This window comes from Micromonospora echinaurantiaca, assembly GCF_900090235.1.
Taxonomy (GTDB): domain Bacteria; phylum Actinomycetota; class Actinomycetes; order Mycobacteriales; family Micromonosporaceae; genus Micromonospora; species Micromonospora echinaurantiaca.
Window position 1 is genome coordinate 2,216,471 of sequence record NZ_LT607750.1, and the last position, 17,199, is coordinate 2,233,669.

19 protein-coding genes and 1 pseudogene are annotated in these 17,199 nt (G+C 75.7%); 7 read left to right on the top strand and 13 right to left on the bottom strand.

Annotated features, from left to right (window positions below; translation table 11 throughout):
- Positions 1 to 86: 86 nt before the first annotated feature.
- The 3 genes from GA0070609_RS10070 to GA0070609_RS10080 all read right to left on the bottom strand — a co-directional run bounded on the left by GA0070609_RS10070 (position 87) and on the right by GA0070609_RS10080 (position 2,825).
- Positions 87 to 926 carry an ArsR/SmtB family transcription factor gene (locus GA0070609_RS10070; protein WP_088993564.1) on the bottom strand — a complete coding sequence of 280 codons (840 nt, stop codon included), beginning with the start codon at positions 924 to 926 and terminating at the stop codon, positions 87 to 89.
- Between the two features lie 142 nt (positions 927 to 1,068).
- Entirely contained in the window at positions 1,069 to 1,944 is an 876-nt protein-coding gene (locus GA0070609_RS10075) for an NAD(P)-dependent oxidoreductase (RefSeq protein WP_088993565.1), read from the bottom strand.
- Complete coding sequence (locus tag GA0070609_RS10080; RefSeq protein ID WP_088993566.1) at positions 1,941 to 2,825, bottom strand: NAD(P)-dependent oxidoreductase; 885 nt, start codon at positions 2,823 to 2,825, stop codon at positions 1,941 to 1,943. Before GA0070609_RS10080 ends, GA0070609_RS10075 begins: the two co-directional genes overlap by 4 nt.
- 161 nt (positions 2,826 to 2,986) lie before the next feature.
- Between GA0070609_RS10080 and GA0070609_RS10085 the strand changes: the two genes are divergently transcribed.
- A complete protein-coding gene (locus GA0070609_RS10085; protein WP_088993567.1) occupies positions 2,987 to 3,364 on the top strand; it encodes a winged helix-turn-helix transcriptional regulator in 378 nt (125 codons plus the stop codon).
- Between the two features lie 9 nt (positions 3,365 to 3,373).
- Positions 3,374 to 3,907 (top strand): GNAT family N-acetyltransferase, encoded by a 534-nt coding sequence (locus GA0070609_RS10090; protein ID WP_088993568.1) that lies wholly within the window; start codon positions 3,374 to 3,376, stop codon positions 3,905 to 3,907.
- A 13-nt stretch (positions 3,908 to 3,920) separates the two neighbouring features.
- Here the strand turns inward: GA0070609_RS10090 and GA0070609_RS10095 are convergent, their stop codons facing one another.
- Entirely contained in the window at positions 3,921 to 4,748 is an 828-nt protein-coding gene (locus GA0070609_RS10095; RefSeq protein WP_088997625.1) for a class I SAM-dependent methyltransferase, read from the bottom strand.
- A gap of 137 nt (positions 4,749 to 4,885) precedes the next feature.
- On the opposite strand from GA0070609_RS10095, the gene GA0070609_RS10100 reads away from it, so the two are divergent.
- The gene (locus GA0070609_RS10100; protein ID WP_231928609.1) at positions 4,886 to 6,214 is read left to right on the top strand and encodes an MFS transporter; all 1,329 of its coding nucleotides are present in this window, start codon (positions 4,886 to 4,888) and stop codon (positions 6,212 to 6,214) included.
- Positions 6,215 to 6,226: 12 nt separating this feature from the next.
- Here GA0070609_RS10100 and GA0070609_RS10105 read toward each other — a convergent pair.
- A pseudogene (locus tag GA0070609_RS10105) lies at positions 6,227 to 7,473 on the bottom strand (MFS transporter).
- A 123-nt stretch (positions 7,474 to 7,596) separates the two neighbouring features.
- Between GA0070609_RS10105 and GA0070609_RS10110 the strand changes: the two are divergent.
- Both GA0070609_RS10110 and GA0070609_RS10115 read left to right on the top strand, forming a co-directional pair.
- Positions 7,597 to 8,133: a glycosyl-4,4'-diaponeurosporenoate acyltransferase CrtO family protein gene (locus GA0070609_RS10110; protein ID WP_088993569.1), complete on the top strand. Its 537-nt coding sequence runs from the start codon at positions 7,597 to 7,599 to the stop codon at positions 8,131 to 8,133.
- A gap of 12 nt (positions 8,134 to 8,145) precedes the next feature.
- The gene (locus GA0070609_RS10115) at positions 8,146 to 9,339 is read left to right on the top strand and encodes a lycopene cyclase family protein (RefSeq protein WP_088993570.1); all 1,194 of its coding nucleotides are present in this window, start codon (positions 8,146 to 8,148) and stop codon (positions 9,337 to 9,339) included.
- Between the two features lie 32 nt (positions 9,340 to 9,371).
- Here the strand turns inward: GA0070609_RS10115 and GA0070609_RS10120 are convergent, their stop codons facing one another.
- Both GA0070609_RS10120 and GA0070609_RS10125 read right to left on the bottom strand, forming a co-directional pair.
- Positions 9,372 to 9,932: a GNAT family N-acetyltransferase gene (locus GA0070609_RS10120; RefSeq protein ID WP_197700255.1), complete on the bottom strand. Its 561-nt coding sequence runs from the start codon at positions 9,930 to 9,932 to the stop codon at positions 9,372 to 9,374.
- An 82-nt stretch (positions 9,933 to 10,014) separates the two neighbouring features.
- The gene (locus GA0070609_RS10125) at positions 10,015 to 10,743 is read right to left on the bottom strand and encodes a tyrosine-protein phosphatase (RefSeq protein WP_172899316.1); all 729 of its coding nucleotides are present in this window, start codon (positions 10,741 to 10,743) and stop codon (positions 10,015 to 10,017) included.
- 76 nt (positions 10,744 to 10,819) lie between these two features.
- Here GA0070609_RS10125 and rnhA point away from each other — a divergent pair, with 76 nt between their 5' ends.
- Positions 10,820 to 11,299, top strand: a complete 480-nt coding sequence (gene rnhA / locus GA0070609_RS10130) for a ribonuclease HI (RefSeq protein WP_088993572.1) — start codon at positions 10,820 to 10,822, stop codon at positions 11,297 to 11,299.
- Positions 11,300 to 11,357: 58 nt separating this feature from the next.
- On the opposite strand, the gene GA0070609_RS10135 is transcribed toward rnhA, so the two are convergent.
- Positions 11,358 to 11,597, bottom strand: a complete 240-nt coding sequence (locus GA0070609_RS10135; RefSeq protein ID WP_231928610.1) for a preprotein translocase YidC — start codon at positions 11,595 to 11,597, stop codon at positions 11,358 to 11,360.
- Between the two features lie 23 nt (positions 11,598 to 11,620).
- A complete protein-coding gene (locus GA0070609_RS10140; RefSeq protein WP_088993573.1) occupies positions 11,621 to 12,832 on the bottom strand; it encodes an MFS transporter in 1,212 nt (403 codons plus the stop codon).
- A gap of 5 nt (positions 12,833 to 12,837) precedes the next feature.
- Between GA0070609_RS10140 and GA0070609_RS10145 the strand changes: the two genes are divergently transcribed.
- Positions 12,838 to 13,383, top strand: a complete 546-nt coding sequence (locus GA0070609_RS10145; protein ID WP_088993574.1) for a MarR family winged helix-turn-helix transcriptional regulator — start codon at positions 12,838 to 12,840, stop codon at positions 13,381 to 13,383.
- A 190-nt stretch (positions 13,384 to 13,573) separates the two neighbouring features.
- On the opposite strand, the gene GA0070609_RS34840 is transcribed toward GA0070609_RS10145, so the two are convergent.
- The 4 genes from GA0070609_RS34840 to GA0070609_RS10165 all read right to left on the bottom strand — a co-directional run bounded on the left by GA0070609_RS34840 (position 13,574) and on the right by GA0070609_RS10165 (position 17,197).
- Positions 13,574 to 14,467 (bottom strand): pentapeptide repeat-containing protein, encoded by an 894-nt coding sequence (locus GA0070609_RS34840; protein ID WP_088993575.1) that lies wholly within the window; start codon positions 14,465 to 14,467, stop codon positions 13,574 to 13,576.
- A gap of 82 nt (positions 14,468 to 14,549) precedes the next feature.
- Positions 14,550 to 15,662 (bottom strand): DUF5919 domain-containing protein, encoded by a 1,113-nt coding sequence (locus GA0070609_RS10155; RefSeq protein WP_088993576.1) that lies wholly within the window; start codon positions 15,660 to 15,662, stop codon positions 14,550 to 14,552.
- Positions 15,663 to 15,856: 194 nt separating this feature from the next.
- Complete coding sequence (locus GA0070609_RS10160; RefSeq protein WP_157748105.1) at positions 15,857 to 16,267, bottom strand: SSI family serine proteinase inhibitor; 411 nt, start codon at positions 16,265 to 16,267, stop codon at positions 15,857 to 15,859.
- A gap of 114 nt (positions 16,268 to 16,381) precedes the next feature.
- On the bottom strand, positions 16,382 to 17,197 hold the full coding sequence (locus tag GA0070609_RS10165) for an SDR family oxidoreductase (RefSeq protein ID WP_088993578.1): 816 nt from the start codon (positions 17,195 to 17,197) through the stop codon (positions 16,382 to 16,384).
- Positions 17,198 to 17,199 lie beyond the last annotated feature (2 nt).

Genomic DNA, 17,199 nt, shown 5'->3' on the forward strand with positions numbered 1-17,199 from the left:
GCACCGCCTCCCGGCGGCCTCGTCCCCTCCGGGCCGGCGCGGCGGCCCGGCCCGCCGCGCGATCGCGAGCCGGGCAGGCGGCCGGGTCAGGAAGCGGGTGCGGCGGGCTCGGCTACCGGCTCGGGCAGCGGCTCACCCGTCTCCAGCAGGGTCTTCAGGCTGGCCAGCAGCTCCGGCCAGCCGCCGCTGCCGTCGAGCTGCCCGCTGACCGCCCGGTGCATCTCGCTGTCGGGGGAGAAATCGTCGTGCACGACGGTCAGCCGGACCGCCCCGCCGTGCGGGGTGATCTCGAAGGTCACCGTGGAGCGGCGCTCGCCCAGGCGGGCGGCGAGCTCCTCCTCGGACCAGCCGAAGTGCGCCGCGTGCTCCGGTTGGAAGCCGTGCCAGCTGTAGCTGAGCAGCCGGTACGGCTCGGCGGCCAGCACCCGCTGGCCGAGGTCGCGGTACTCGCCGTCCGGGGCGTCCTGCCACAGCACGGGGGAGCCCACCTGCCAGTCGGACTTCAGCGCCACGCCACCCCAGTAGCGCCGGGTGAACGCCGGCTCGGTGAGCGCGGCCCAGAGCCGCTCCGGGGTGGTGTTGATGTAGGTCGTGTAGACGAACGTCGGACTCTGCATGGACTCCCGCTCCAATGCTGTCTGCAGGTCGGCGAGCGCGTGGACCCGCTGCCGGTCGTACCGGTTGATCCAGCGGTCGGCGATGGCGTTGATCGGCGCCGGGTTGAGGTAGTGCAGCTTCTCCCGGCCGCGGCGCACGGTGGTCACCAGGTTGGCCGCCTCCAGCACGGCCAGGTGCTTGCTGACCGACTGCCGGGTCATCGCCAGCCCGGCGCACAGCTCGCGCAGGCTCTGCCCGTTGCGCAGGTTCAGGTCGTCGAGCAGCCGGCGGCGGCTGGCGTCGGCCAGCGCCCGGAACACCTCGTCCACCCCGCACCCCACATATGCAGCCGCTTGGTTGCCTGTCACTATAGGCAACCAAGCGGCTGCATGTCCAACCGGTCAGGGTAACCTGAGGTGTTCCCTCGGTTCGGCCGCTGGGTGGCGTGACGCCGACGGCGGCCGCCGGAGATCAGCTCTGCCGGAGCAGGTCCACCAGCGCGGAGAGGCCGTCCGCGCCGTGCCCCGCGCGCACCGCGTCGTCGAGCAGCCGGCGTACCGGCTCCAGGAGCGAGGTGCTGACGCCGCCCTCGCGGCTCGCCGCCAGCAGGTTGCCGAACGCCGCGGCCTGCATGCCCACGGCGGATCCGTCGGCGGCGTGGTCGCCCGAGTCGACGCCCCGGGCCAGCGCCGGCAGCGCGCCCAGCATCGCGGTCAGCCAGTCGGTCGCCAACGGGGTGAACCCGGTGGCCGGCACGCCCGCCGCGCGGATCATCGCGACCGCGTGCAGGTAGCCGCCGAACATCCCGTACATGGCGGCGAGCAGGGCCAGGTCGTGCAGGGCGGCCGCGCCGGGGTCGGCGCCGAGCCAGTGGGCCGCGCCGAACGCGGCCAGCGTCTCCCGGCCGGCCCGGAAGACGTCCTCCGGGCCGCTGTAGAGGATCAGCGCGCCGGGCTGCCCGATCATGGCCGGCACCGCCATGATCCCGCCGTCGAGGTGGTCCGCACCGTGCGAGGTCGCCCACTCGGCCAGCCGCCGCGCCTGCTCCGGCGTGCCGTTGGTGAGGTTGACCAGGGTGCGGCCGGCGAGCACCGGGGCCACCAGCGCGAGCACCTGCCGGGTGACCTCATCGTCGAGCAGGCAGACCACCACGAGGTCGCCGGCGGCGACCGCCTCGGCGGCCGTACCCGCCTCGGTGGCGCCGGCCGCGGTCAGCGCCGCCGCCCGGCCCGGGGTCCGGTTCCACACAGTGGTCGGGTGGCCGGCGGCGACCAGCGCGCCGGCCAACGCCCGGCCCATCGCGCCGAGCCCGAGCACGGTCACCGGTCGACGTGCCGGGACGCTCACCCGGCCGCCTCCTCGTACGTCCGGGTCAGCCGGGAGAAGTCGTCGTCGCCGTGCCCGGCCCGGATCGCCCGCCCGGCGACGGCGTGTGCGGCCCGGAGCACGCTGGCGTCGATGCCGTGCCCCTCGGCGGCGTCGATGATGTGCGCCATCCCCGCGGCGGCGGAGGCGACGCTGGAGACGTCCGCGACGTGGTCGTCGGCGTCCAACCGCCGGGCCAGGTCGTCGATCAGGTCGGGCAGCAGGCCGCCGATGCCCCGGGCGTACGGGGCGAGCTCGGCCGCCCGGATCTTCTCGGCCCGGGCCAGCGCGAACGCGTGCGCGATCCCGCTCATCGCCGTCCAGAAGACGTCGAGCAGGGCGACGTCGTAGCCGGCGGCCCGGGCCGGGTCCGCGCCGAGCCACCGGGCTTCGCCGCCCAGGTCGGCCAGGGTCGCCCGGTGGGCGTGCCAGGTCTGCTCCGGTCCGCTGTAGAGCACCAGCGCGGCCGGCCCCCCGATGGTCGGCGCGGGCGTCATGATCGCCCCGTCCAGGTAGTCGATGCCGTGCCCGGCGGCCCAGTCGGCCATCGCCCGGGCCCGCTGCGGGGTGTCCGCGGTGAGGTTCACCAGGGTGCGGCCGCGCAGCGCGGCGGCGGCCGGCTCGACGATGGCCCGGGCGGCGGCGTAGTCGACGACGCAGGCGAGCACCAGCGGGCTGGCCCGGACCGCCTCCTCGACGCTGGCCGCGCGGCGTGCGCCGCGCTCGACCAGCTGATCGGTCCGGGCGGCCGTCCGGTTCCAGACGGTGGTGGGATGGCCCGCCGTGAGCAGCGCGCCGGCCAGCGCGCGGCCCATCGGCCCGAGCCCCAGCACGGTCACCGGGGCGGGGGAGTGTTCGGTCATGGATCCGCTCCTCGCAGGGATCAGGGAAGGGGTGGAGGCGCCGGATCGGGGCTCTTGCGCGTCCCGCCGGGCAGTCCCATCCTGGGTGCGGTACGTGCGAAGCGACAAGTACCTACTATTTACTCAGGTACCTACCTTTTGGTAAGTAGGGGAGGGGTGAGGTGAAGAAGCGGACCTACTCGTGCGGCCTCGACGCCGCCGTGGACGTGGTGGGTGGCAAGTGGAAGGCGCTGATCCTGTGGGAGCTGCACCACGGGCCGCGCCGCTTCGCCGAGGTGCGGCGCGGGGTCTCCGGCATCAGCGAGAAGATGCTGATCCAGCAGCTGCGCGAGATGGAGGCGTACGGCCTCGTGCACCGCGAGGTCTACCGGCAGGTGCCGCCCAAGGTGGAATACTCGCTGACCGCCTTCGGTGCGTCGCTGAACGAGGCGCTGATCCCGCTCGGCGAGTGGGGTGAGCGGCACATGGCGACGATCGAGGCGATCCCGCGGGACCAGCCGTCCGAAAAGCGTTCGGAGGCCGCCGGGCCGGTTGGCTAGGGTCGGCCGGTGACAGAGATCAGAACCCGGCGGCTGCTGCTGCGCGACTGGCAGGAGTCCGACCTCGCGCCCTGGGCCGCGATGAACGCCGACCCCGAGGTCCGCGAGCACCTGGGTCCGCTGCTCACCCCGGAGCAGGCCACCGCCTCCGCCCGGCGGTTCCAGGCCGACCTGGCCCGCGACGGCTTCGGCTTCTGGGCGGTGGAGGTCCGCGACACCGGCGAGTTCATCGGCTTCGCCGGGCTCGACCGGGTCGACCCCGGCATGCCGTTCACCGGGGTCGAGGCGGGCTGGCGGCTGGCCCGCGCCGCCTGGGGCCACGGCTACGCCACCGAGGCGGCCCGCGCCGTGCTGGCGTTCGGCTTCGACACCATCGGGCTGGCCGAGATCCTCGCCGTCACCACCGCCACCAACCTGCGCTCGCAAGCGGTGATGGGCCGCCTCGGGATGACCACCGACCCGGCCGACGACTTCGACGACCCGAGCGTCCCGGCCGGCCCGCTGCGCCGCAGCGTGCTCTACCGCAAGCGCCCCGACCGCTGATCGCCGCCCCGACTCAGCCGCGTTTGCGGGCCTGGAGGGTGTAGGTCTGCGGCAGCCGCCACGGCCGGTCCCGCAGCCGGTGCTCGCCATGCCCGTCGCGGACCGTCTGACCCGGCAGGGCGTCCCACGGCGCGCTGTCGTGCTCGGTCAGCATGGTCAGGTCGAGGCCCGCGTCGAGCAGCGCGGTCACCACCTCACCCAGCCCGTGGTTCCACTCGTACGACAGGGTGTGGGTGAACGTCACGTCGGTCTCGACGTACGTGCCGGGCTCGTCCCACGCCGTCGGTTCCGGCCGTTCGAAGTACGGGTGCTCGACCGCCAGCAGGCCGTCCGGCCGGGGATCGGCCAGCGCCCAGAGCATCGGGTGGCCCTCCCGCAGGAACAGCCGCCCGCCGGGGCGCAGCAACGCGGCGACGACCTCGGCCCAGCGGCGGATCTCCGGCAGCCAGCACAGCGCGCCGACGCCGGTGTAGACCAGGTCGAATTCGGCCTCGCCGAGCGCCTGCGGGGCGTCGTACACGTCCGCCTGCACGAAGTCGACCGCCGCGCCGGTGCGCTCGGCCAGCCGGCGGGCCTGCACCAGCGACGCGCCGGAGAAGTCCAGGCCGGTCATCCGGGCGCCGAGGCGGTGCAGCGAAACGGTGTCGGTGCCGATGTGGCACTGCAGGTGCACCCCGCGCAGCCCGGACACGTCGCCGAGCCGGGGCAGGTCGAACCGCACCACCTCGCTGAGGTGCTCGGGATCGGCGACGAAGCGTTCCACGCCGTACTCCGGTGACGCGGCGTGGGCGGGGGCCCGCTCGTCCCAGGTGACCCGGTTGACCGTCCGATGGTCGTTCACCGCCAGACCGTCGCACACCCGCCCGCCCCCGGCCAACGGGGTTTCGCCACCGAGCGGAACGGCGACCAACGCGGCGCCGTCCGCGGCCCGAGAAATGCGGAGGCCCTGCCTCCCCACCGCTGGTAGGTTGGCCCGCCGTGACCAGGAACGCGGGGGAGAGCCTGGGGGCGCGGTTCGCCAAGCTCTGGGCGGCGAGCACGATGTCCGCACTCGGCAGCGGCCTGGCCACCGTCGCCGCCCCGCTGTTCGTCGCCTCCCGCACCGACGACCCGCTGGTCGTCGCCGCCGCGTCCGGGGTGGCCTGGCTGCCCTGGCTGCTCTTCGCGCTACCCGGCGGCGTGCTGGTCGACCGGGTCGACCGCCGTCGGCTGATGATCGTCATCGACTGGGTACGGGTCGCCGCGCTGGCCGTGCTGGCGGCGGCCATCATGACCGACCGGGCCGGGGTGGCGCTGCTGTACGCCGTCCTCTTCGTGGTCAACACCGGCGAGATCGTGTTCCGCGCGGCCAGCCAGGCGATGGTGCCCGCGGTGGTGCCCCGCGACCTGCTGGAGCGGGCCAACGGCTGGCTCAGCGGCGGCAGCATGCTGATGCACGGGATGCTCGCCGGCCCGCTCGGCGGGTTCCTGTTCGTGCTGGCCGCGAGCAGCCCGTTCCTGGCCAACGCCGTCACGTACGCGCTGAGCGCGGTGCTGCTCGCCCTGATCGCCGGCAGCTACCGGGCCGGCCCGGCGAGCGTCGGCGGCGCGACGGCCCGCTCGGTGCGCGCCGACATCGACGAGGGCTTCCGGTGGCTGGCCGGGCAACGCCTGCTGCGCACCATGACCGTCCTGATCGGACTGCTCAACCTCACCCTGACCGCCGCGATCGCGGTGCTGGTGCTGCTCGCCGCCGAGCGGCTGCACCTCGGGTCGGTCGGCTACGGCGCCCTGTTCACCTGCATGGCCGTCGGCGGTGTGCTCGGCGCCGCGGTCGGCGACCGCCTGATCGCCCGGATCGGCGCCACCTGGACCATCCGGGTCGGCCTGCTGGTCGAGGCGGGGCTGCACCTGGCCCTGGCCGCCTCGCGCAGCGCGGCGGTGGTCGGGTTCGCGCTGTTCGCCTTCGGCGTGCACGGCGCGCTGTGGAACATCGTCGCCAACTCGCTGCGCCAGCGGCTCACCCCGACCGCGTTGCAGGGCCGGGTGGGCAGCACCACCCTGTTCATCGCCGCCGGCGGCAACTGCCTCGGCGCGCTGCTCGGCGGGGCGGTCGCGGCGACCTTCGGGCTGACGGTGCCGTACTGGATCGGATTCGTGGTGGCGGTCGGCGTGTCCGCCGCGACCTGGCGGGTCTTCGACCGGGCCACCGTCGCCCGGGCGTACGCCGCGCCCGCGCCCGACCAGCCCGCCGCACCCGCGCCCGGTCAGCCCGCCGCGTCCGACCGGCCCGCCGACGAGGGGGCCGCGGCCAGCCCGGTCGCCTGACGAGCGGGCGGCTCAGGCCGGGTCGGCCGGCGCGGCGAGGTGCGAGGAACGCCACCAGGCCAGCGTGGCCACCACGGCGACCGCACCGCTGAACAGGAACGGCGCCTCGACGCCCGCCCGGGCGGCGAGCGCGCCGCCGGCCAGCGTGCCCAGCGCCGTGCAGCCGAAGGTGAGCATCCGCGAGGCGGCGACCACCCGGCCGAGTAGGCCCTCGGGTACGAGGCGGTGCCGGATCGACAGCGCGGCGACGTTGAGCACCGCGAACGACGCGCTGGTGGTGACGACGACGGCCACGGCGGCGACCCGGTGCGGTGCCACCACCAGCAGCAGCGGCACGCCGGCCGTCGTGGCCAGGGACCAGGTCAGCACGTGCCGGTGCCGGAACCGGGCGATCAACCGGTCGGCGGCGAACGATCCGGCGAGCCCGCCGGCCGCGCCGGTCGCCAGCAGCAGGCCGAAGCCGAGCGCGCCGAGGCCGAGGCTTTCCCGCGCGTACAGCACGAAGATCGCGAACCAGGCGCTGTCCGCGGCGGCTACGGCCGCGCCCACCACGACCAACGTCCGCAGCAGGGGTTGCCGCACCAGCCAACGGAGCCCGGCCAACGCCCCGCCCCGTACCGCCGCCGGTCCGGTGGTGCTAACCCCCGCGTCGGCGGCACGTGGGTCCCGGCCGGGGCGGGCCAGGCTCAGCGGCAGGGACAGCACGAGCATGACCGCCAGGGCGAGCGCCGCGCCGTTGACCGCGAACGGCAGCGCGGCGCCGACGACGAAGAGCAGCGCGCCCACCGGCGGGCCGAGGAATTCGTTGCCCACGATCTCGCCGGCGACCAGGCGGCCGTTCGCCTTCTCCAACTGCGCGTCGGTCACCAGGCGGGGCACCGCCGTCTGGGCGGCGGTGTCGCGCAGGGTCTCGCCCACGCCGAGCAGGAACGCGGCGGCGATCACCAGCGGGATCGAGGCCCGGCCGGTCGCCACGGCCGCGGCCAGCACCGCCAGGACCACCACCCGGCCGGCGTCGGCGGCGGCGATGACGGTACGCGCGCCGCGCCGGTCGGCCAGCGCGCCGGCGAGCAGACCCGCGACGAGCCAGGGCAGGAACTGCGCCGCGGCGACCCCGGCCACCGCCACCGGGTCGTCGCTCAGCGCGGCGGCCAGCAGGGGAACGCCGCCACCCGGATGCCGTCACCCAGGTTGGCCAACGCGGCGGCGCCCCAGAAGGTCCAGAACGGGCGCCCCAGCGACCGGGACCGCTCCACCATGTTGGCCACCGTAGTCGAGCCACCGCCGTCCCGTGGTTCCGCCTGGCCTGGTCCGCCGCGGCTCGGCCCCGTCGGCGTGGGGCGGGCCGTTGCCCAGCCGGGCCCGCGCCCTAGGCTGCCCGGATGACCCGGTCGACGCTGATCCTGCTGTCCGGCCCGGTCGTGGTGGCCGCCGCGGGTGCCGCCACCGGCGCGCTGCTCGGGTACGGCTTCGCGTTCGCCTGGGTGGTGCACTTCGGGCTGATGGCCTGGATCGCCGCCTGGGTGGACGCCGCCCGGCCGGGGCTGGGCGGCGACCACTGGCGGATCCGCCGGTGGGAGCCGGGGCTGTACCGACGGCTGGGGGTCGGGGCGTACCGGCGACTGCTGCGCCGGGTCGGCTGGGAACGGCTGATGGGGCACTCCTTCGCCGGCACCCGCGCCGCCCTGCCGGCGCTCGACCTGCGCGCCCGGCGGTCCGAGTTCGGGCACTCGGTGCTCGCCGTCGTCGCCCTCGGGCTGGCCGGGGCGGCGGCCCTGCTCGGGGCGGGCCCGGCCGCCGGTTGGTTGGCCGGGCTGACCGTGCCGCTGCACGGCTACCCGATCGTGCTCCAGCGGGCGCTGCGGGCCCGGATCCACTGGGTCACGGCGACCACTGCACGGGCCCGGGGAACTGTGTGACACCGTGACCGGGTGAACTCCGCACCGGTCGACGTCGACCTCGCCCTCGTCGGCGGTGGCGGCGCCGCGTCCCTGGTGCTCGCCGCGCTCGACCGGCACGGGGTGCGGGACCTGCGGGTCGCCGTGGTCGACCCGGTGCACCGGCGCGGCCAGGATCGCACCTGGGCGTTCTGGGACCGCCCGAGCAACGATCTCGACCCGGTGCTGAGCGCGAGCTGGCGGCAGGTCGAGGTGGTCACCGCGCGGCGCCGCCGGGTGCTCGACCTCGCCCCGCTGCGGTACGCCATGCTCCGCTCCGGCCCGGTCTACGACCGGGCTGCCGCCGCCGAGCGGCGCCTCGGGGTGACCCGGGTCGTGGCCGCCGCCGACGCCCTCGACGACGACGGCGATCGGGTGCTGGTCCGCGCCGGCGACGCCGCCGTGGTCCGGGCGTCCTGGGTGCTGGACTCCCGGCCCCGCCCGCCGCGCCGGCCCGGGCGCACCAACTGGCTCCAGCACTTCCGGGGCTGGTGGTTGGCCTCGGACACGCCGGTGTTCGACGCCGACCGCGCGGTGCTGATGGACTTCCGCACCCCGCAGCCGGCCCGGGGCGTCTCGTTCGGCTACGTGCTGCCGGTGAGCGACCGCTACGCCCTGGTGGAGTACACCGAGTTCTCGCCCGCGCCGCTCACCGACGCCGGCTACGACGCGGCCCTGATCGGCTACCGCGACCTGCTCGGCCTCGACCCGGCCCGGCTGACCGTCCGGGAGGTGGAGGACGGGGTGATCCCGATGACCGACGCGCCGTTCGACGCCCACCCGTCACCCCGGGTGGTCCGCCTCGGCACGGCCGGCGGCGCGACCCGCCCCTCCACCGGCTTCACCTTCTCCGCCATGCGCCGGCAGGCCGACCAGGTGGCTTCGGCCCTGGCGGCCGGGCGGCCACCGGTGCCGGCGCCCGCGTACCCCCGACGGCACCTGTGGATGGACGCTGTCGCGCTGCGCGCGCTGGACCGGGGCGCGGTGAGCGGTCCGGACTTCTTCGACCGGCTCTTCGACCGCAATCCCGCCGAGCGGGTGCTGCGCTTCCTCGACGGCGCCACCAGCCCGGTCGAGGAGTTGGCGGTGATGAGCTCCACCCGCCTGCCACCGATGGTGGCCGCCACGGCGGGCGACGCCGCCGACCGGCTGCGCGCCCGGCTCGTCCGTGGCCGGCGGAGCCGTTAGGCCGGCGATCCAACCGGCGGGCGGGCGTGGAATCAGACGCCGGACGCGCTGCCGTCGGCCAGCTCGCGCAGCCGCTCACCGTCGAGTCGCAGTACGTCGATCTCGTCCAGCGAGCGGGCCCGCAGCCGGCGGTAGAACCGCAGCGCCGGGTCGTTGGTGCGCAGCACCCACCACTCCAGCCGGGCGCAGCCCCGCGCCACGGCCAGCGCGGCCAGATGGGCGAGCAGCGCCCGGCCGACCCCGCCGCCGCGCTGCTCGGGCCGGACGTACAGGTCCTCCAGGTGGATGCCGGGGCGGCCGAGCACCGTGCTGTAGGTGGGGTAGAACAGCGCGAACCCGACCGGCTCGTCGTCGACGGTGGCCACCACCGCCTCCGCCACCGGGCGCGGCCCGAACAGCGCCCGGGCCACGTCCGCCGGCTCGGCGCGGACCTCGCCCGGGAAGTCCTCCGCCTCGGCCAGCTCCACGATGAACCGGTGCAGCGTGTCGGCGTCGCCCGGCTCGGCCGGCCGGATCACCGTGCGGCCGGCGCGCCCCACCTCGTCGACGGTCGTGCGTGCCTCGGCCCGCAGGCCGTCCCCGATCACTGTCACGGTTACCCAGCCTGCCAGAAGGCCGCCGCGCGGGGCGCGGGCTTTTCACCCGGCGGGACGGTGGCGGTTCCGCCGCCGCCGGTCAGTCGGTGAGCAGCCGCTCCCGCAGCTGGGTGATCGTCTTCTCGGACACGCCGAGCCGGTCGGTGACGTAACCGTGCACCGAGCCGTGCGCCGCGCGCAGGTCGGCCAGCACGAGTTCGATGATCTCGGCCGGAGCCCGGCCGTAGCCGGGCCAGAGCAGGGTGCGGCCCGGGTGGGCGGCCCGCCAGTCGGCCACCAACCGCTCGGTGGCCAGCTCGGTCAGCGCGAAGTCGGCGACGATCTGCTCGTCGTCGACGCCGAGCAGGGTGAGCAGCAGGGCGGCCAGCAGGCCGGTGCGGTCCTTTCCGGAGGCACAGTGGAAGACCAACGGTCCGTCGGATTCGGCAACCACCTCCAGCGCCTCCCGCAGCTCGGCCGCGCCGTCCTCGGCCACCTCGGCGTAGCGGTCGGCGAGGTAGCGCCACGGGTCGACCGTCGGGTCGATGGTGGCCTGGTCGTACGGGCGGTGCTCGATGCTCAGGTTGTGCCAGGCCAGGCCCTCGTGGTGCGGCACCCGCCCGCGCGCCTCGATCTCCCACGGGTAGCGCAGGTCGATCACGGTACGCACGCCGAGCTCCCGGAACCGGGCCAGGTCGGCTCCGGCCAGCTTGCCCAGCGAATCCGAGCGGTAGAGCTGACCCCACCGCACGGTGCGGCCGTCGTCGGTGCGGTAGCCGCCCAGGTCGCGGAAGTTGTGCAGGCGCTCGAAGGTGATGTGTCGTTCCACCGGCCGACGGTAGCTGACGCCGCGTGGCGGATACCCGAGCAGTCGGTCCGGGACCGGCGCCGGGTAGGTTGCCGGCATGGTGGAGCCGACGACCGGCAGGGTCGTGCAGATCTGGACCGACGGTGCGTGCAGTGGCAATCCCGGCCCGGGCGGCTGGGGCGTGCTGCTGCGCTACGGCAGCCACGAGCGGGAGATCTGCGGTGGCGAGGCCGCCCCGACCACCAACAACCGGATGGAGCTGATGGCCGCCATCCAGGCGCTGGAGAGCCTGACCCGCCCGGTCGCGGTGGAACTGCACACCGACAGCACCTACGTGCGCAACGGCATCACCAGCTGGCTCGCCTCGTGGAAGCGCAACGGCTGGCTGACCGCGGCCAAGCAGCCGGTCAAGAACGCCGACCTGTGGCAGCGGCTGGAGGCGGCGTGCGCCCGGCACCGGGTCACGTGGCTCTGGGTGAAGGGGCACAACGGACACCCGGAGAACGAGCGGGCGGACGCACTGGCGAACCGGGGGATGACCGAGGCCCGCGCCGCCGCAGTGTCCGCCGGCCGCTGACCCCGGCGCCGTCGGGGCTCGGCGCGTACCGGCTGGCCGGCGCCGGTGGCGCGGCTGGTCAGCGGGTCGCGTCCGGGTGGCCGGGCATGGTCGAACCGCCGCTGCTGGTGCCCGACGCCCCGCCCGCCACCCCGGAGCCGTCGTCCTCGGTGACGATGTCCGGCTTGAGCTCGGTGTCGTCCGGCGCCGGGACGTCGGTGTCCGCCCCGACCTGGACCAGTCGGGCCTGGCCGGCCTCGTCCTCGGCGTGCTCCGGGTCGACCGGCTGTACGCCCTGGCGTGTCCGAAATCCCACCATCGCCTCCCCGCTCGTGCCGTCGGTCAGCCGGCTACCCGACCGTCCGGCACCGAAACGTCGCGCTCCGGCACCGGCGGGCCAGCGGGCGTCGCGTCCGGCGCGGCGGGCAGCCACCGGCGGCGGGTGAGCGCGACCGCGACGGCGATCGCCAGCGCCCCGGAGACGATCAGGAAGGCCGGCGTGGTGCCGAACCGGTCACTGACCGCGCCGCTGCTGGCCGCGCCGAGAGCGGTGCCGAGCTGACCGACGGTCTGCAACCAGCCGTACGCCTCGGCGGTGTGCGGGGCCGGGGCGGCGCGGGCCATCAGCCCGTCGGTGACGGCGAGCCACGGGGCGAGGGCGAGCCCGAAGACGGCGAGGGCGACCGCCATCTGCGGCACGGTACGCGGCCAGGGCAGCGCCGCCGAGGTGAGCGCCATGGTGGCCAGCAGCGCCAGGTAGGCGCGACGCGGGTCGCCCAACCGGCCGCGCCGGGCGAGCACCAGACCGCCGGCCAGGCTGCCCACCGACCAGACGGTGATCAGCACGCCGGCCTGGTTCGGGTGCCCGGCGCCGGCGGCGAACGCCGGGACCAGGACCCACATGGCACCCATGCACGTCGCGTAGCCCAGGTGCACGCCGAGCAGGGTGCGTACGGTGCGTCGGGTGGCCGGGCGGGCGGGCCGGTCGGCCGCGCCGGCGGCGTCCCGGCGGGGAACGACGAGGGCGTTGCCGACGAGGGCGAGGCTGCCGACGGCGGCGAAGGCGAGCATCGCCCCGGCGGGGCCGGTCAGCAGCAGGCTCAGCGTCACCGCGAGCGGGCCGCCGACGTAGAGCAGTTCCTGCCCGACCGCGTTGACGGCGTACGCGCGGGTCAGTGCCGTCGCGGGCACCAGCCGTGGCAGCAGCGACCGGCCGCTGCTCAGCGCCGGCGGGGTGGCCAACCCGGCGGCCGCGGCCAGCGCCACGAAGGCGGCCGGGCGGGTGCTCAGCGCCAGCCCGGACAGGGCCGCGAGGTGGGCGAGGCCGGAGCCGAGCAGCACCACCCGGTCGCCGAGGCGGGGCAGCAGCCGGCCGTAGAGGGGTGCGGACACCGCCAGGCCGAGCCCGCAGGCGGCGCTCGCGGCGCCGGCGGCGGCGAAGCTGCCGGTGTTGTGGTGACCGAGCAGCACCACGAGCAACTGTCGCATCGCGACCGGAAGCTGCGCGAGGTTCATCAGCACGATGACCGCGACCGCCCGACCGGGTAGATTCATGACTTATGAATCTACCCGGGGACGCCACCGCGAACCTCCTCGGCGCTCTGGCGCTCGCCGTGAACTCCCGGATGCGGGCCGCGGTCGTCGACGCGGCCGGCGCCGGCGGGGCGCTGGCCGAGGCGGTGGTGGTCATCAAGGACCAGCCCGGCGTGACCGCCGAGTGGTTGGGCGGGGTGCTCGGGCTCACCCAGCCCGGCGCGGCGCACCTGGTCCGTCGCCTGGTCGAGCAGGGCTGGGTGCAGCGGCGACCCGGCGCGGACGCGCGCAGCCGCGCGCTGCACCTGACCCCGGCCGGCCGGCGCGCCGCCGGGGAGATCCTGCGGGCCCGGCAGCGGACGCTCACCGACCTGGTGGCCCGGCTCAGCGATCCCCAGCGCCGGCAGCTCACGGAGATCGCCGGCGGGCTGCTGCGCTGCGCGCCGGGGGACCGGCAGGAACTGGCCCGGCTGTGCCGGCTCTGCGATCGCTCCCGCTGCCCGGCCTGCCCGGTGCACGACAGCTACCGGCACCCACCCGCGCCGGCTGACGGCGCCGAACCGGTCGCCTGACGACCCGCCTGTCGACGACGGGACCACCGCCTGGGTGGCGGGCGGATCGTCGCCCGTCTGGGTGGCTGGGGGCCGCCGCGCCTGGTGGCGGACGGACCGTCGCGCGGGTGGCGGAGGGACCGCCCGGCCGGGCGCGGCGGGGATGGGCTCAGCGCGTGTCCGAGGTGCGCGCCCGGGCCACGACCGCTGCTCAGCGCCGCCGGGCGGTGCGGGCCGGGCGGGCGCCGGGCGCCCGGCGTACCGGGGTGAGTGGCAGCGCCGACCAGTGCGCCGGCCGGACCAGCGTCGCCGGCAGCCCGGTGTGCCGGTCGCCGCGGGCCGCGTCGAGCTGGGACTGGTGCAGGAAGAGGCTGCCGGACAGGTCCGCCCCGCGCAGGTCGGCGCCGCGCAGGTCCGCGCCGGTCAGGTCGGCCAGGCGCAGGTCCACCCCGCGCAGGTCCGCACCGATCAGCAGCGCGCCGCGCAGGTTGGCCGCGCGCAGGTCGGCCCGGCGCAGGTCGGCTCCGAACAGCCGGGCGCCCCGGTGGTCGGGGCCGGGTCGCCCGGCCCGGCCCCGCACCAGATCGCCGGTGCGCGACAGCAACGCGTTGACCCGCCCCCGGTACGCGTCGACGTCCAGCCCGAGCAGCGTCTCCGGGTCGGCGTTGGTCAGCCGGGTGGTCTCGGCCAGGGCGGCGGCCAGCTCGTCGGGCAGCGGCCGCGGCGGGCGCAGCGCGACCGCCTGGGTCAGGTACCAGAGCAGCTCGTACAGCGGCCGCATCACGGCGAACGTGTCGAACATCCGGGCCGCCGTCTCCGGAGCCTGCCGCCAGTCCCGCCCGCCGAACGTCACCCGGGACACCTGCTGCCCGGCCCCGAAGCAGTCGAAGACCGTGCAGCCCGGGAAGCCCCGCTCGCGCAGCTGGGTGTGGATGCCGCAGCGGAAGTCCGACGCCAGGTGCCGGCAGGGCTGGCCGGCCGGCTTGTCGACGGCGAAGTCGGCGGACGCGGCGAAGGCCGGCGCGACGCAGCAGAGCCCGAAGCAGCGGGCGCAGTCGGCGCGCGGCTCGCCGGCCGGCGACGGGGCCTGGGCGGTTTCCGACACGCTGACCGTTCTCCTGTCGATCCGGGACCTTCCCGCCCGGCGGCGGCGCGGGCGGACCCACCCATTGTCCCAGCCCCGCCGGTCAGCCCTCGGGCGGCTCGGCCGCGTGGGCGGCACGGGGCGCCGGGGTGCGGTCGTTAGCCCGGCGATGTGGCACCAGCCGCAGCACGGTGCGGGTGCCGTCGGCCCGGCCGTACTTCTGGTCGAAGAGCCGGGCCACCACCGGGGGCGGGACCGGGTCGTCGTCGGCCGGCTCCGCCAGCCCGAACACTCCCGGGGTACGCGCCGGCGGCCGGGCCCGCACGGTCAGCGGCCGGACCAGCTTGAACGCCTGGCAGTCCAGGTAGTGCTGCCCGTCCACCGTCACGTACGGCACCTGCATCTCGACCAGGTCGGAGTCCTCGTCCTGGAGGGTGACGGTGGTGGTCCAGTAGCGCTCCAGCGACGAGGTGGCCTGCTCGTGCTCCCACAGCTCCTCGAACCGGGCGTGCACGAACCCGCCCCACGGGCTGTCCATGTCCACCTCCAGCTGCGGGACGTTGAACGACAGCTTGCCGATCGGGAAGAACGAGATCAGCGCGTGCCCGTCCCACTGGTAGAGCTGGATCGAGGGGGAGGCGTCGTAGATGCGTACCTGGAACCGGCGGGCCAACTTCGGCCGCAGCCGGAGCGACTCCTGGAACGCGGCGAGGTGGCGCAGGTTGGCCCGGATCTGCCGGGGCACGTCCACCCGCTGCCGTTCCAGCTCCTCCGAGCGCTGCTGCGCGGCGGTGCAGTCCGGGTCGAGCAGCAGCAGCTGCACCTCGGCACCGGACTCCAGGGCCGCCTCGACCGCCCGCAGGGTCTCCGCCCGGTGCTGGTCCTCCAGCAGGATCGTCCAGGTGTCCAGGATCCGCACCCGGCGGCCGGTACGGCACAGCCGGTCGACGAACGCCTTCTGGTCGAAGCTGAGGTGCTCCTGCACCCGGGCCCGGCGGGCCTCCTCGAACAGCGGGTCGAAGATGACGTACGAGATCGCCGCGAGCACCACGCTGGCCCCGAGGTTGAGCAGCAGGTCACTGGCGAAGCCGGTGCTGCGCCAGGCGGCCAGCAGCATGACCGTGGCGACGACCAGCAGCCCGCCGCCGCCGACGAACGCCCGCCGCTGCCGGCCGGTGCGCCCGCGCCAGCGACGCCACCCGCCCGCCCCCGCCATCCGGCCCCCTCGGCGTCGCGCCGGTCGTGCCGGCCTGCGTGATCACCCGGAAAGCGGAGGATACGATGCCGGGAACCGCCCGCGCTGTCCCGTTCACGACCGGTCCGCTCTCTCCACCTGGCACCCGCCTCGCTGGCCGGTCGGGTGGCGCAGTGCGGCGCCCGCCCGGGGGCGGACGCCGCGCGACGTACAGGTCAGAAGGCGAACAGCGATCCGGTCTCGCGCAGCAGCGCGCAGCGGTTGCCGAAGGTCTTCACCCAGGACACCGGCTGGTCCTGCCAGAAGCCGAGCGCGCGGGCGGTGACCGGCGCGTACTCCAGGGTGCACGGCCCCGGCTCGGGGGTCATCGCGCCGAGGTCGCCGTCCACGGCCGCCACCGCCTGGCAGGCGGTCGTCGCCGCAGGGTGCGTCCCGCCGGCCGGGTCGCAGCGCAGCGCGGCGGCCCGCGGTTCGCCGTGCACGTGCGGCAGGACGGTCAGCAGCAGCACCGAGGTGGGCCGGTCGGGAGCGGCGTGCGCGGCGCGGGGGGTGGTCGCGGCGGTGAGCGCGCCGGTGGCCAGGACGGTCACCGCGAACAGGGCGGCGACCCGCTGGACGAAGGGCATGGTGGTCCTTCCGGTCGGGGCCCCGGGTAGGGGCCGGCGGTCGGCCCGGCCGTCGTGTGACCGGGCCCCCGACCACGCTAAGTGGACACTGTGAACCGGAATCATCACCAACTGTTACGAGGACTCGACCTGGCGCCAGTCGTCCGACCGCAGCGCGTTGGCCTGCGGGCCCATCGTCAGCATGCCGCCGTCCACCGGCCACGACGCACCGGTGACGTACGCGGCGGCGGGGGAGGCCAGCAGCGCGACCACCGCGGCCACCTCGCGGGCGTCGCCCGGCCGCCCCACCGGTACGCCCGGGCGTACCTGGGTGAACGGGTCGACGTCCTCCTGGCCGGTCATCGGGGTGGCGATCTCGCCGGGGGCGACCGCGTTGACGGTGATGCCGTCGGCGGCCAGTTCCTGCGCCATCACCTTGGTGAGCAGGCCGAGCCCGCCCTTCGCCGCGCAGTACGCCGCCGAGCCCACCCGCGGCGCGTGCTCGTGCACGCTGGTGATGTTGACGATCCGGCCGCCGCTGCCGTCCGCCCGCATCCGCCGGGCGGCCCGCTGTGAGCAGAGGAACGGCCCGTCCAGGTCGACCGCGAGCACCTCGCGCCACTGCTCCCAACCGGTGTCGACGAACGGCACGGAGGCGCCGGTGCCGGCGTTGTTGACCAGCACCCCGATCCCGCCGAGCCGGTCGGCCAGCTCGTCGATCACGGCGGCGGCGCCGGGCAGCCGGGTCAGGTCCAGCTCGGCGACCTCGCAGCGGCGCCCGGTGGCGCGCACCTCGGTGGCGGTCCGGTCGGCGCCCTCGGGGTCGCCGTACCAGGTGATGCCGATGTCGAATCCGGCCTCGGCGAGCGCCACCGCGCAGGCCTTGCCGATGCCGGAGTCGGCGCCGGTGACGACGGCGATCCGCGGGTAGTTCTCGTAGCGAGCTGGCATGC